Genomic DNA, 14,922 nt, shown 5'->3' with positions numbered 1-14,922 from the left:
GCTTATTAATAGCCCTCTTTTTTATTTGTAAATATCAGAAGATAAATAGCGGTCACCACGGTCACAAACTATAGATACAATAGTCCCACTTTCTAAATTAGCCGCTATTTGAGCAGCAACAACAGCAGCACCCCCACTACTCATACCAGCAAAAATACCTTCTTCATGAGCCAACCTTTTAGTCATTGCAATGGCCTCTTCTTCGGATACATATAAAATGTCATCTACTTTATCACTTTTATAAATACTAGGTACATATTCTGGGGACCATTTTCGGATTCCTGGAATGCGCGCTCCTTCTTTTGGCTGCACTCCAACTATGCTAATATTTGGGTTTTGTTCTTTTAAATAGGTAGAAGTGCCTGTAATGGTACCTGTTGTACCCATACTAGAAATAAAGTGTGTGACAGCTCCTTCCGTGTCTCTCCATATTTCTGGCCCGGTAGTTTTGTAATGGGCTTTCCAATTGTCTTCATTGCCAAATTGGTCTAACATTTTAAAACCATCATTGGCAACTTTTTCCAAAACATAATCTCTAGCGCCCTCGATACCTATTTCTGCTGGAGTTAAGGTTACTTTTGCACCGTAAGCCTCCATAGTTTTTACACGTTCAATGGTAGAATTTTCGGGCATTACAAGTTCAATAGTTAATCCAAATAAACCCGCTACCATAGCCAAGCCTATGCCCGTATTGCCACTGGTTGCTTCTATAAGCTTTGTATCCTTGTCAAAGTCACCACGGTCTAAACCGCTTTTTATCATATTGTATGCTGGTCTATCCTTTACGCTCCCACCAGGGTTTTGCCCTTCTAACTTAAAGTAAAGCTTTACGTTAGGATTGGTATTTATCGCATTAGAAAGTACTAAAGGCGTATTGCCAATAAGCGCTAATAAAGAATTAGACATGAGAATTTGTTGTTTTTATTTTAATTTCTGGAGTGTGGAAAACTGTGGAATTAGCTGGTACAGATTGCGTAACCCAGGCATTACCGCCAATAATAGTATTTTCTCCAACCACGGTTTCACCACCTAAAATAGTAGCATTTGCGTAAATGGTTACGTTATTTTCTATAGTAGGATGTCTTTTTATTTTTTGTAAATTCTTTGCAACATACAAGCCTCCTAAGGTAACCCCTTGATAAATCTTTACATTGTTTTTTATCACTGCAGTTTCACCAATTACAACACCTGTACCATGGTCTATGTGGAAAGATTCTCCTATTTGAGCGCCTGGATTAATATCTACGCCTGTTTGTCTATGGGCGTACTCCGTCATTAAACGTGGAACCAAAGGAAAACCCTCTGCATATAATTCGTGAGAAAGCCTATAAATTGCAATGGCGTAAAAACCAGGATATGCCATATATACTTCTTCTATAGAAAGTGAGGCAGGGTCACAATTTAATGTGGCTTCTGCATCTTTATTTAACATTTCTAAAATAAAAGGTAGTTTCGCTACGTACCGGTCCCAAATTTTGCTACATGGTTTGTCTGCCTCCCAACAAGCTAAATCAACCAAAACTTCAAACTGATTTTCTAATTGCTCTAAATTCTTATCTAAAGGCGTATTTGCGTCAAATAACGTTAAAAAAAGGGTGTTGGTAAATTCCTCCGTCGCACTTTTAAGCCTAAAATCCAGATGAGTATGTTTTTTATGCTTTTTTAATTGGGTTATAATTGTTTGCTTGTCCATATACTTAGTGGTTGCTAAGAAACACCTAAATTATATAATAATGCGTAAGCACCCCACTATAATTTGGTTAACTTTAGCATTAAAACCATTGGTTTAATCGAATTTCTATGTCGAAAATTACAAAAGAGACCCTGAACTTTTTAAAGGATTTAGCAAAGAATAATAATAGAGAGTGGTTTGCAGAAAATAGAGTCACCTTTAAAGAACATGAGACTGTTATAAAAGAATTCTACCAATCGGTATTAGATAATTTGAATAAACATGACCAAATAGAAAAATTAAAATTATTTCGGATTTACAGAGACGTACGCTTTTCTAAAGACAAAACACCTTATAAAGCTCATTTTGCAGGGTCCTTTACCCGTGCAGGGGCTGCATTGCGTGGTGGTTACTATTTACGGATTAAACCTGGAGAATCTTTTATTGCAGCTGGATTTTTTGGTCCAGAGAAAGAAGATTTACTTCGGATACGGAAAGAATGGGAGCAAGATGCTTCTGAATTTAGGGAAATACTTAATACTACTGCATTTAAAAATATTTGGGGAAACTTAGAAGGTGAAGAATTAAAAACCGCTCCCAAAGGTTTTGACAAAGAACACCCAGCTATAGAATTTATCCGCAAAAAACAATACCTCTTTACCCGTTCTTTCACAGATAAAGAGGTGCTATCTTCTTCATTTACTAAAACTATAGACGAGTCTTACTTAGCTATTCGTCCATTCTTTAATTTAATGAGCGATATTCTTACCACAAATTTGAATGGTGAAAGTTTACTTTAATTACACTGCAATCGCAGTATCAAAAAGTTGTACTTGGTCTTGTAACCGCGCTATGACCATATTCATCATTCGCTTATTTAAAGCAGATGAGTTTTGAATATAATCTTCGTACTCTTCTAAGGTAAATTGACCAATAATAATACCTTTTAAAGAGTTTCTGAATTTAATGTCCTTTTGTACCACTTTTTCGATATAATCTAACCGTTTTGGTACGGAAAGCTCATAAAACGTATTCTTGTGTTTTTTAATGTAATTTTTAAAAACTGCTATTAGCAATAGATTTTGAAGTTTAATAACTGGACGTAGCGTTTTGTTTTGGAACCGCTCGTCATTACTCATATTCTCATGAATATGGGCTGCTTTTATCTCTGGCCTAGCCTTTAAGAGAAAAATAGACCTGTCCTCCATAATAAAAATCGTTTCTTTAAAATTACGAGTAACGATTGGTATAATGACCATAAAATAACATAGTTTTCAACCAAACTATAAACAATTACAGTAGTTTAAAGGGAACTTAACTATTTAATTACACCCAGCTGTCTATTAGACTTTCTTTTTAAGAATACCCAATTATTACAACCTTATATTTGGCAGCTAGTTAATGTCCAATTTATCTATTTGGCATATTCCTAAAAATTAGAAACCAATATCCAAGGGCTTTGGGACATCCATATTTCTTATATAATTTTGCACCCTAAAATTATCCCAAATGCGCTTTCATACTAGAAAATGGGTAAAACCAGAAGATTTAAACGCAAACGGCACATTATTCGCAGGTAAGGTACTTACTTGGTTAGATGAGCAAGCGGTTATCTATGGTATTATTCAGTTAGAAAACAAAAGAGTAGTAACCAAATACATGTCAGAAATCAATTTCATGAGTACGGCCACCCAAGGTGACATTGTAGAAATTGGTATTGAGGTAAAAAAGTTTGGTCATTCTAGCCTTACCTTAAACTGCGAGGTTAGGAATAAAATGACTCATGAAACCATTGTTACTGTAGATAATGTTATTTTGGTCAACTTGAACGAAGCTGGTAAACCTGCTCCTCATGGTAAAACAAAGGTGGAGTATGTTACTGATCGTTTGGCTAAAAAAGAACAAGAAATGGAGAAGAAGCAGAATTAAGAATTCTGCTTCATTTCTTTGGCAATTGCTTGTACTTCATCCAAAACTCGTAATAGATTTTCACCCCACAACTGGGCAATTTGCTTTTTGGTATAACCTCTTTTTACTAATTCTAAGGTGACATTAAAAGTTTCAGAAGCGTCTGACCACCCTTCAATGCCACCACCGCCATCAAAATCAGAACTTATACCAACATGGTCTATTCCCATTTTTTCCACTAAATAATCTATGTGGTCTACAAAATCAGATACATTCACAGCAGGGGGAACATCTGTACGTTTTGCCGCTTTTTCCTTTCCTAATGCCATTATATTTCTGTAATTTGAAAAGAAAGTAGTACGTTCCGTATCGGTCAAGGTTTTAAATTGTGAACGATCATACCATTTTAACCCTAAACTATCTGCGACTTCTGAGTATATTCCTTTCATATATTCCGCTAGTGCCTCGTGTTTTTCTGTGTTTAAATAGGAACTAAATGCCACGGTTTGTACTACCCCGCCATTCTGTTTCATCAGTTCTAATTGCTCATCATCTAGATTTCTACTATGGTTACACAGTGCTCTTGCGGAGGAATGAGAAGCTATTATTGGGGCTTTGGATAAGGCTATCATTTGTTTCATAGACTCCTTGGAAGGATGAGAAACATCTATCATTATACCAAGTCTATTCATCTCTTTTACAGCTTCTTTACCTAAGTTACTTAAACCATTATACAGCCAAACATTATCTTCTTCTCCGGTATTACTATCACAGAATTGACTATGCCCGTTGTGTGATAATGAAATGTACCTTGCGCCAAGATTGTAATAGGTTTCAAATTCGCTTAAATCCTCGCCAATAGGGTAGGCATTTTCTACCCCAATCATCGCAACCTTTTTGCCTTCAGCTATTAAAGTTCTAACTTCTTCTGAGTTTGTAGCTAAACCAATTTTATCTGGTGCAAATTCTTCACACAGTTGATATATTGCTTTAAATTTACTCATTGCGTTTTCCTTTGCCTTTGCGTAACCCTCTACGGTAAGTGTATCTTGCCCTGTATACACAATAAACCATGCTACATCTAAACCACCCGCATTCATTTTAGGTAAATCTACCTGCGTATCTAGTTTTTGAGTATAGTTAAGGGTATCGGTAAAGTTTTTTACATTGATGTCTGCATGGGTGTCTAGGGTAATTACCTCTTCGTGAATTTTACGGGCTATAGCCTCAATGTCTTGTACGGTTTCTGCGGTATCTTTTTTAGGTGCTTCCTTGCAAGAAAACACAAATCCTAAAAGGATTATGGAAAGTATTGGTCTCATATGTATTTGGTGTTATTACCTACAAGAAACGCATTTTGACAACAAAAAACCAATACTAGGTAACAATTAGTTGGTTTTAGCACATGAAATAAGCAGTTTTAATCTTATAAAAACCAGATTGTTAGCGCATTTAAGAATTATGCCTTTCAATTTTAAATTTTAACCAATTGAAAACCAAGGAATTACTAAACTACATCGCAAAAATTGAGAATGGTTTAGACCAGTTTTCTTACGAGGAGTTAAATTCCGATGAAGCAAAAGCTTTAAAAGCATCTTTTGCCTCATTTAAAAATGGTTTTGAAAACAAGGTTTTTGGTGAAGAAATTGTGGTAGAAACCCAACATATAGCTATACAAGAGCCTGCAGAGCACAAAAAAGATTTAAGAGTAGTAGCTAATGTTAGCCATGAAATTAGAACGCCCTTAAATAGCATAATTGGGTTCTTGGATTTGTTGAAAGAAACCGGACTAGATACACGCCAGTTAGATTTGGTTAGGGCAATGGATGTAGCATCTAAAAGCTTATTAAACCTAATTAACGAGCTATTAGAATATTCTAAAATAGCTTCTGGTAACGAACGCATAGAGCAAGTAAGTTTTAATCCAAAAAATTTGGTAAGCGAGCTTTCTTTCCTAGGGAAAACCCTAATTGCCCAAAATGACAAGGTGTCTTTTGATCTAATATATGATGAAAATATTCCTGAAAAGGTAATAGGAGACCCCGCTAAACTATCACAAGTATTATTGAATTTATTGGGTAATGCTATCAAATTTGTAGAACGTGGTAGTATAGATTTAGTCGTGAATTTAAAAGAAACTCGTTCAAAAAGAGTGTATGTAGAGTTTTTAGTTAAGGATACCGGTATTGGCATTGCCAGTGATCAAATAGAATACATTTTTGAAGGCTATCGCCAAGCTACCACATACAACCATAACGGATATCAAGGTTGTGGACTTGGATTAAGTATTGTTAAAGAATTAGTAAGTGCCATGAACGGCTGTATTGCCGTTTCTAGCGTTTTGGGCAAGGGTACTACGTTTGAGATAATTATGCCCTTTGAGAAGGTAATGGAGCAAGAAGATACAATTGTAGATAAGGAAGAAACAAAAAATCCGATGGGCATAGCAGGCACCAATATACTTGTTGTAGAAGACGATTTTCTGTCACAAAAATTAATGGAAACTCGTTTAAACAAGTGGAAATGTAATTCATTCTTTGCACAAAATAGTACAGAATGTTTTGCGCAACTTAAACAAAACAAGGTAGACATCATTTTAATGGATAATAGGTTACCCGGTGAATCTGGCCTTTTAATTGCACAAAAATTAAAGGAAAATCCATCTTTTAAAAATATACCTATCCTTTTACTTTCTGCAGATATTTTAAAATCCTATAACGAAGAAATAAAAGAATATGGCATTGCAGATTTTATCTTAAAACCTTGTAAATCAGAAGTATTATTAGAAAAAATTAAAAACCATATTACACAGAATACCCCAAATCACATAAACTTGACGCAAAAAGAAGAAAAAGAAACCCTTGACTATTCTAAAGTAGACCTTAATGCGTTACTACATGAGTGTATGGGCAAAACCGAAATCATGGAAGACCTGATTTTTATGCTCAAAAACAATGTGGTAGAATTTATTGGTAAAATGAAGGTACATATGACGGAGTCTAATTTTGAGGGCCTAAAATTTGTGGCTCACAAAATAAAATCGTCATTAAAAATGGTAGATGCAAAGGATTTATTAGCCATTGTTAAAGCCATAGAAGACCAGCTTGCTAACCAAAAAGACCTATCGGTATTAAGGCAATTACACCAAGAATTTATTACAGAGTATCAAAAAACAGAACCGGTAATAGACAGGGAGTTAAACAGATTGAAGAACGAAGAGGAATAAATGGATACTAAAAAATTATTACTGGCAGAGGATGATATTATGCTGGCATCCTTGCTAAAATTTAGACTAGAAAGAGAAGGGTACCATGTTACCCTTTGTGCTGATGGCAAAATGGTTAAAGAGAAATTAGAATCTGAAATACCAGATTTAATTGTTTCTGATATAATGATGCCCTATTTCTCTGGAATAGAGCTCACAGACTTTTTAAGAAATAGCCTAAATAGTACTGTGCCCATTATTTTAATTTCTGCGGCATCTAATGATGAAAATGTGGTTAGTGCTTTTGAGATGGGGGCGAACGACTTTATCTCTAAACCCGTAAGTCCATCAGAGTTATTGGTACGCGTAAAAAGAGAATTAATAAGAAATAAAACTGCGTAATGTAAAGAGATAACATTTAAATCCTATTGCCTTATCGAAATCCCCCAAATACATACAAGCCTACTATGGGACCTTACCGTCCTATTTACTACTATAGGAGCCTTATACTTCTTGTTCATCTTCTACTACAGAAGTAAGATGACCTCTAATACCAAGAAAATTAATGCCAAGCGAGCTGAGCTTGCACCTATCATCAGTAATTTTTTATTTCATGCCGCAGACGACCCAAAAGAGGCGCAAAAAGAATATGTGCAGTTAAAAATTGAAATAAGAGACTATTTAAAAGACAAGCAATTTAGAGAGGTAATTTCTGCTGTGCTTTTTGATTTGCAAAAGGACGTAGCAGGAGACACTAAAGACCGTTTGTTTCAGTTGTTTAAAGAGCTTGATTTACATCAAGATGCCTATAAAAAGTTAAACAGTTGGCGCTGGGAAACTATAGCTAAAGGCATTGTGCAACTTTCTAAAATGGAAGTGAAAGATTCGTATCAGCTAATAAGAAAATTTATTAACGATAGAAGAAGTGTTATCCGTAAACAAGCTGAAATGGCTACGGTAAGCCTAAGAAATGATGGCATCAACTATCTTTTAGATACCACTCGATTTTCTTTAAGTGAATGGCAACAGCTCAAATTGATGGAGACGCTTAGTAATAAAGAAGATTACACACCTCCACAATTTAAATCTTGGTTAATTTCTTCTAATAAAGATGTCGTTCTATTCGCCTTACGTCTTATAAAACATTACAACCAAATTGGTGCAGAGGAGGCTATTACACAATTGGTAAGGCATAAGAATAACGATGTTAAAACGGCCGCCATACAGTGCTTGGTAGATTTTAATTTCACCAATGCTGTACCAGTTATGAAACGAGTTTTCTGGAAAAGTAATAATCCTACAAAAATAAATATCCTTAATGCCATTGGGTTAATGGGGAAGGAAGACGATTTATTCTTTCTGCATGATGTTGTAGTTCAAGAAAAAAACTTTCTAGTACAAAGTAAAGCTCAAGCAGCCATGAATGCAATCTCTCCAGGAACCGTTTTACCTACCAAAGATTTATTAGAAATAGAGCAAGAAGAGGAGTCAAAAACCATTTTTGTACAAGAGCAACCAGAAATAGCAGTACATCAACCTATAGAAAATTCGGATTTATTAGAAATAGAAGTAGTTTATGAAGAGGTGTTAGATGTGATGCAAAGAGAAATAGAGTTCTCAGAAATAGAGGTGTTTGATGTTATAGAAGAAACTGCTACCGTAGGTACTTTTTATCAAAATAACATAGCCAACAAACCAGAGGAGATTACTTTAGAGGTATTTAATACCTATACAACAGAGCAAAAGATAAACGCCTATTTAGAATTTTCCATACTTCAAAAAGATGCCGTAATAGAAGCGTATGAGTTGGGAAATTTAGCGAAAGATTATAATTTCTTAGAATTTATTGCCGAGCATGAAGATATTTCTGAATTACGTTACAAGGCATTCAGAATTTTACAGCAACAACAACCTCAAGAAAATCATTTAAATAGCGGTATAGCTACTAACCCAGTACCAAAAGAAGAACAAGTTAAAGCTAGTATTTTCTATCCACTCTTTGAGTATGCTTCTGATATTGAAGCTAAATTAATTTTGTTAGACCAAGCAGGTAAAATTGGGACAGATAAAGATATAGCATTCTTAAAGAGTCTTAGTAATCATACCAACCCTCAAATAAAGGCACAGGCACTCCTTTCTATTGACCGTCTTTTACAAAAAGACGAGGTAGAAGAAGATATTGAAAATGGAATTTCTATGACCATTGTAAAAGATAATGGAGATTTGGAAGAGTTGCCGTCTGATGCTTCTGAGAATACTAATACAGAGTCAGAGGAACGCATGCCGTTAGAATTGCTTTTTTGGAACGAAAATAAAGAGAAAGAATCCACAGAAGAAGATTCCGAAGACATCCTTTTCGATTTTGAGTTAGACCCTGAGTTTTTTAGCAACTCCAGTAGTGAAAATAAATTAGTTAGTTAGCCATGAACAGTAGCCTTTTAGAAATATTGCTACAGTACATGAACATGATATTCCTCACGTTCTCCTTAGTACTGTTTAGCATGTTTACTATCATGGGCTATTTATCCGCTAAAAACTCCTTGCACTACAAGAAAAAAAATAGTTTTAATGACCTCTCTAAGGTCATGGCATCTCCCTTGGCACCTTCTATTACCATAATTGCTCCCGCGTATAATGAGGGGATGACCATTGTGGAAAATGTACGTTCCTTACTTTCTTTAAAGTATGTAAACTATGAGGTTATGGTGGTTAACGATGGCAGTAAGGATGATACATTACAAAAACTTATAGATGCTTTTCATTTAGAAAAGATAGAAAAACAAATAGACCCTAATTGGAAAAGTAAACCCATACGTGGGGTGTATAAATCCATACAAAAATCGTTCGCTAAACTTACAGTTATAGACAAAGAAAACGGAGGAAAATCAGACGCGCTCAATACGGGTATGTCCTTGTCAGAAAACCGCTATGTTGGGTGCATAGATGTAGATTGTTTATTATTGCCAGATGCATTATTACATGTAGTAAAGTCTTTCTCTCAGCGTAGTAAAAAGAAGGTTATTGCTGTTGGTGGTGTCATTAGAATTGCGAACTCTTGTCAAATTTCTGGTGGTACATTAGAACAAATTAATTTGCCTACCAACTGGTTGGCTAAATTTCAATTGTTAGAATATACACGTTCTTTTCTTATTGGTCGTATGGCTTGGGGGCGTATAGATAGTCTTTTAATTATTTCTGGGGCGTTTGGTTTCTTTGATAGAGAAGTAGCTTTAGCCGCTGGTGGATATGATACTAATACGGTAGGGGAAGACATGGAAATCGTGTTTAGGATGAGGCGCTATATGCATGATAATAAAGTGCCTTATACCATTGAGTATATTCCAGACCCTTTGTGTTGGACAGAAGTTCCAGAAAGTTTAGAAGTATTGGTTAAGCAAAGAGACCGATGGTCAAGAGGAAATCTAGAAACGTTAAAAAAACATAAAGACATGTTTTTTAATCCTAAATATGGGTTATTGGGTATGTTAAGTTATCCATATTGGTTTTTTTATGAGTGGCTTTCTCCAATACTTGAATTTTTAGGTTTCTTTTCTGTTATCATATTCTATTTTTTAGGCATTTTAAATGTTAAGTTCTTTATTGCCATTACCATGGCTATTTATACGTATAGCATCATGTTTTCTTTTTATGCTATTCTTTGGGAAGTATACTCTTACAATCAATACAACAAGCCAAAAGACATACTCACGTTAATGTTTTGCGCTATTATTGAGCCCATTGCTTTTCATCCTATCGTAGTATGGTCTGCCATTAAAGGTAATTACAAAAAGCTTTTTAATATACAATCTGGTTGGGGGGCAATGACTCGTAAAGGATTTAGTAAACCTGCTGTGTAATGGATGTTAAGGCCAAAATAAAAAAGATTCGCACGCTTAAGCACTTTACACGCTTATTTATAGGGTACGCTTTTACCTTAGTAATTCTTTCCATATACCAACAAGTATTTCTATACCGTACAGGGGTGTTAGACACGGTCTTTAATAACGCTCTGTACACCTTAGTTTTGAATCATTTGGGCTTTGCTGCCTTAGTATCTTTTGTACTACTATTTATCTACCGCTTTTTTGAAAGTATGCGGCCAGGATTAGGGTTTAAAATCGCTACCATTGTATTTAGTCTTTTAGTCTTTTTAGAAACTGTACTGGTTATTTACTTTCTAAAAACTCATAGCCTGTTAAATTATATGGCCTTAGATCAAGGTTTTAGTCTTACTTTATCTGTTGGCAATCTTTCACGCTTTTTTGTTTTGCTTATTATTTTAATAGTGAGTTACGTCCTAAGCTATAGGGTAGCTAACGCATTAAATCCTTTAATAGGTTACTTGTATCCGTTTACATTTATTCTTTTTATCTTATTTGTTGGCTCTATATTTTTAGATAAAAATGTTTTTAATGAAAATAAAACGCAATACCTTTTCGCTAATAAATTAAACGAACTTTTAGATTTTAATTCGTACGAGGGCCAAGCGGAGTATCCCTTACTACAATCCACAAAGCGTATTAACTCCTTAAATCCGTATTTAAAAGAAACCGCTAAAGCCCCCAACGTGGTGCTAGTTGTTATAGAGGGTTTAAGCACGGAATTTACACACAAAAACGCAAGCTTTGGAGCGTTTACCCCTTATCTGAATAAATTAAGAGAAAAATCTCTTTATTGGACTAATTTTTTGAGTACTACCACAGAGCCTGCTGCTAGTATAGCACAACTTACAGGTTCATTGCCCTATGGCACTAATGGTTTAGGTCTGGACCCGTATAACGTTAATAGAAATACGTTATTCAGCATTTTAAAAAAGCAAAACTACCGCACCTATTTCTATTACGGAGGTAATACCACTACCAACGGACTACAAAATTACCTTAAGCAAGAAAAAGTAGATGTGGTTTTAGATAAGAGCAGATTTGGACCCAACTACAAATTACAACTAGAAGATGGTGCAGGCGTAAGTAAGGGATATCCTGATGGGGAATTGTATAGAAAGTGGGCAAGTACCTACCAAACGCCCAACACTTCTAAATTAGAAGTTATTTTAAATTTAAGTAGTGGTAGGCCTTTTATCATTCCAGACCAAGAAAACTATTTAAAAAAGATTCGTGTTTTAAAATCCAAAGGTCAGTTTGATAAAAAAGAAAAACGCTTTATCAACAGTAATTCTGATTATTTTGCAGCAATGTCTTATGTGGACCAAAAGTTAAAAGACTTTTTTAGTTTGATGGCAACAACAGAGGGACATCAAAATACCATTTATATTGTAACAGGAACATCTAATGCTTACATACCAAGTGAAAATGTTCTAGAAAAATATCATGTGCCGCTATTTATAACAGGACCATTAGTAAAGAAAGCTATGGAGTTTGATGCATTGGCTAGCCATAATGATGTTACACCCACACTACTTGGATTTTTAGAACATCAAAAACATGTCAATCTACCTGAACATACGGCCTGGATGGGAAGCGATTTACTTTCTTCAAATAAAGAAATAGGTCTTCATCGTTTTCAAAGTACCACGGTAGAATACATAAAAAATGGGAAAGTCTACGCCAATGGGGATGTTTATCATCTCAAAAAACATCTTTCCTTAGTAAAAGATAACTCCAACGCCTTAGAGATAAAGCAGCATTTTAAACACTACCTCGCGGTAAATAAGTATGTAACTCAAAAAGACAAGTTATTGCCAGAAACTATAACTATTTACCCTGCAGATAAAAATGTTTTTAGCAAAGAAGACATGTTATATGTCAATAGCATATTTCAAGGGGCCAATTATGATAAAGCGTATGAAAGTGCTAAAGAACTAGCTCACAATGGCAATAGAAAAGGAGCATTACTAATGTGTAATTATATATTACATAAAGTTCCGAACCATGTAGATGCCATAATTTTAAAGGCAAGGATACATAGCTGGAACGAGCGATTTAGTGAAAGTATTGAGTTGTTAGAGCAAGTAATTGACCTTCATCCACAATACCAAGATGGTTACGCCGCCTTATTAGATACATACTTCTGGTCTGGTAATCATGATAGAGCAAAAGTAATTGCAGAAAAGCTAGAAGAGAATAAAATTGAAAGTCCAGAGTTAATGGATAAGGTAATGCGTTGCATTAACCAATTAAAAAGCCTTACCCAAAATTCAGAAACTCCTAAAGCTAAAAGCGCATGAGAAAGAAGTTAAAATTTCTTTGTACTTCCATTTTGTTTTGTCTTTGCCTGGGGATGTTTGGACAACAAATAAAAGATGCAGACCAATATTTTAATATAGCCAGAGATTTGGCGTTTAACGACGAAAAAGAAGCCGCAAGAGATAGCTTGTTTAACTTATTACGGGTTTATCCAAATTATACAGATGCAGCTGTGTTGTTGGCTAAATTAGATAGCTGGGATGGCGATTATACCAAAGCTAGAGGTCAGCTTAACAAGATAACCTCTAAGAAACGTAACCATAGAGAAGCCTGGATGGCAGCTATACGCAATGAGCGCTACGCAGAGAACTTTCAAACCGCATTAGGACTTACCCAAAAAGCAATACATTATTTGGGAGAAGATGCTGAATTAGAAGATATAAGACAAAACTTAATTACCATACTAACAACAACACCAGAAATTAAAGAGCAACTAAAAAAGGAAAAAAGACTAGAGGAGCGTAAGCATACTATCGCAGTTTTTACGGGTGCTGAAACCTTTGATCAAATATACGACCCAATTTATAGAGGAGAAGTAAATTACCAACACCGTTCTAAATTAGGTGTTGTGATACCCCAAGTGCATTTTAGTCAACGATTAGATACCGTTGGTGCCCAGTATGGCTTAGAATATTATCCAATCATATCCACAAAATGGCATGGATATGCCGGCTATTTTTATTCTAAGGCTGCCATTTATCCCAAGCAAACTGCAGGAGTAGAACTTTATAGGGAATTTTCTAAAGGGAAAGAAGCTTCTTTAGGAGGCCGTTATATACAATTTGCTAATGGTGGCACTGCGTTTATAGGTACAGGCTCTTTTGGGGTATACAAGGGTAATAATTACCTTTCTGCTAGACCCTATGTAGCGCTTAAAAATGATGGAGGTATCGGCGTTTCTGGTACACTTTTAGGAAGGCGTTATTTTAGGGATGGTGATAATTTCTTGGGAGCACGGTTAACCTATGGGTTCGATTCGCAATTAAATCAGTTTATTGCTAATGACAGACTTCTGTCAGAAACGTTACTCTATTTAGAAAGTCAGCGTTTAGACCTAGAATATCAATTTAGCAATAAAAAGGGCTCTAATTTGTATACAATATATGCTGGTGTGCGTAGACAAGAATTGGCTTTTAATTCTGGAAGTTTTTTCTGGGGCGTTAACGCAGGATTTCGTTATCAAATACGCTTTAAATAGGGTAGTGGAGTAATGCTTGGTAGGGATTGCCTTCTAGGCCTAATATCTGTGCAAATGCGGGTTCTGTTTTTACTCCTTTTTGTTTTAACTCAATCACTTTTTTCCTAAAATCATCGCCCTTAGTTACTAACAATTGGTGCTCTATTATCATATGCCTGTACCCGTTTTGTAATTTACTAGGTACGGGTTGTGCAAATACTTCTATTAAAAAATGATTCCCAAAAAATTGAATTAAAGTTGTAGGAACACCGCCTTGCAGGTAGTGTTTTGTTGTAAAGCCTATTGAGCCGCCATATCGTTCTTTCATTGTTTTAAGTAATGCTTGGGCATCATAGCATTCACAACACACGACTAAATCGCTTCCCGATACAGCAATGCCTATAGGTATAGTACCAGCCAAAACTGGTTTATAGGGAGCTAAAACCTCAAATAATTTTAATTGGGTTAACTCTAAATAAGCCTGCCGTTGCAAACTATCGCCTTGTTTTAAATAGGTAATAGTACTAAAATCTATCATAAGTTTTAATCTTACTCATGCAGAGTGTCATTTCTATGTTGTTTAATTAAAACTGAGGAATAAAAATCTATAGTTCTTATTCAGTTTAATATTCCTTTAACTAAAGTTTCACAACAAGAATAATTTACTTCACCACAAAATATTGTTGTATACCCAGCTTTAGAATAAGTTAGCATCATAATCAAGGCACCCAAATTTATTAAACTTAATCCTTTACCA

The 14,922-nt window shown here is 35.2% G+C and carries 13 protein-coding genes; 8 read left to right on the top strand and 5 right to left on the bottom strand.

Going from position 1 to position 14,922, the window contains the following annotated elements; genetic code table 11:
- Positions 1–21: 21 nt before the first annotated feature.
- Together cysM and epsC are read right to left on the bottom strand one after the other, a co-directional pair.
- Entirely contained in the window at positions 22–906 is an 885-nt protein-coding gene (gene cysM / locus FBT53_RS04290) for a cysteine synthase CysM (RefSeq protein WP_136949927.1), read from the bottom strand.
- Positions 899–1,693, bottom strand: coding sequence for a serine O-acetyltransferase EpsC (gene epsC, locus FBT53_RS04285; protein ID WP_136949926.1), 795 nt, complete (start codon positions 1,691–1,693; stop codon positions 899–901). The genes cysM and epsC overlap by 8 nt, the downstream gene beginning before the upstream one ends.
- 107 nt (positions 1,694–1,800) lie before the next feature.
- Between epsC and FBT53_RS04280 the strand changes: the two genes are divergently transcribed.
- Positions 1,801–2,472: a DUF2461 domain-containing protein gene (locus FBT53_RS04280; protein WP_136949925.1), complete on the top strand. Its 672-nt coding sequence runs from the start codon at positions 1,801–1,803 to the stop codon at positions 2,470–2,472.
- On the opposite strand, the gene FBT53_RS04275 is transcribed toward FBT53_RS04280, so the two are convergent.
- Positions 2,473–2,880: a glyoxalase gene (locus tag FBT53_RS04275; RefSeq protein WP_136950131.1), complete on the bottom strand. Its 408-nt coding sequence runs from the start codon at positions 2,878–2,880 to the stop codon at positions 2,473–2,475.
- Positions 2,881–3,181: 301 nt separating this feature from the next.
- Between FBT53_RS04275 and FBT53_RS04270 the strand changes: the two genes are divergently transcribed.
- Positions 3,182–3,601, top strand: coding sequence for an acyl-CoA thioesterase (locus FBT53_RS04270; RefSeq protein WP_136949924.1), 420 nt, complete (start codon positions 3,182–3,184; stop codon positions 3,599–3,601).
- Here the strand turns inward: FBT53_RS04270 and FBT53_RS04265 are convergent.
- Positions 3,598–4,902, bottom strand: coding sequence for a dipeptidase (locus FBT53_RS04265; protein ID WP_136949923.1), 1,305 nt, complete (start codon positions 4,900–4,902; stop codon positions 3,598–3,600). The genes FBT53_RS04270 and FBT53_RS04265 overlap by 4 nt on opposite strands.
- A gap of 167 nt (positions 4,903–5,069) precedes the next feature.
- Here FBT53_RS04265 and FBT53_RS04260 point away from each other — a divergent pair, with 167 nt between their 5' ends.
- The 6 genes from FBT53_RS04260 (at position 5,070) to FBT53_RS04235 (ending at position 14,186) form a co-directional block, all read left to right on the top strand.
- Positions 5,070–6,806 carry an ATP-binding protein gene (locus FBT53_RS04260; RefSeq protein ID WP_136949922.1) on the top strand — a complete coding sequence of 579 codons (1,737 nt, stop codon included), beginning with the start codon at positions 5,070–5,072 and terminating at the stop codon, positions 6,804–6,806.
- Positions 6,807–7,187 (top strand): response regulator transcription factor, encoded by a 381-nt coding sequence (locus FBT53_RS04255; protein ID WP_136949921.1) that lies wholly within the window; start codon positions 6,807–6,809, stop codon positions 7,185–7,187.
- Positions 7,188–7,325: 138 nt separating this feature from the next.
- On the top strand, positions 7,326–9,206 hold the full coding sequence (locus tag FBT53_RS04250) for a HEAT repeat domain-containing protein (protein WP_136949920.1): 1,881 nt from the start codon (positions 7,326–7,328) through the stop codon (positions 9,204–9,206).
- A gap of 2 nt (positions 9,207–9,208) precedes the next feature.
- Positions 9,209–10,642, top strand: coding sequence for a glycosyltransferase (locus FBT53_RS04245; RefSeq protein WP_136949919.1), 1,434 nt, complete (start codon positions 9,209–9,211; stop codon positions 10,640–10,642).
- Positions 10,642–12,969 (top strand): alkaline phosphatase family protein, encoded by a 2,328-nt coding sequence (locus FBT53_RS04240; protein WP_136949918.1) that lies wholly within the window; start codon positions 10,642–10,644, stop codon positions 12,967–12,969. The genes FBT53_RS04245 and FBT53_RS04240 overlap by 1 nt, the downstream gene beginning before the upstream one ends.
- The gene (locus tag FBT53_RS04235) at positions 12,966–14,186 is read left to right on the top strand and encodes a YaiO family outer membrane beta-barrel protein (protein ID WP_136949917.1); all 1,221 of its coding nucleotides are present in this window, start codon (positions 12,966–12,968) and stop codon (positions 14,184–14,186) included. The genes FBT53_RS04240 and FBT53_RS04235 overlap by 4 nt, the downstream gene beginning before the upstream one ends.
- On the opposite strand, the gene FBT53_RS04230 is transcribed toward FBT53_RS04235, so the two are convergent.
- On the bottom strand, positions 14,179–14,703 hold the full coding sequence (locus FBT53_RS04230; RefSeq protein ID WP_136949916.1) for a DUF4269 domain-containing protein: 525 nt from the start codon (positions 14,701–14,703) through the stop codon (positions 14,179–14,181). The two genes, FBT53_RS04235 and FBT53_RS04230, sit on opposite strands and share 8 nt — an antisense overlap.
- Between the last annotated feature and the right edge of the window lie 219 nt (positions 14,704–14,922).

It is taken from the genome of Flavobacterium sp. ASW18X (assembly GCF_005144745.1).
Taxonomy (GTDB): Bacteria; Bacteroidota; Bacteroidia; order Flavobacteriales; family Flavobacteriaceae; genus Croceivirga.
This window is presented reverse-complemented; position numbering and strand designations above follow the sequence as displayed.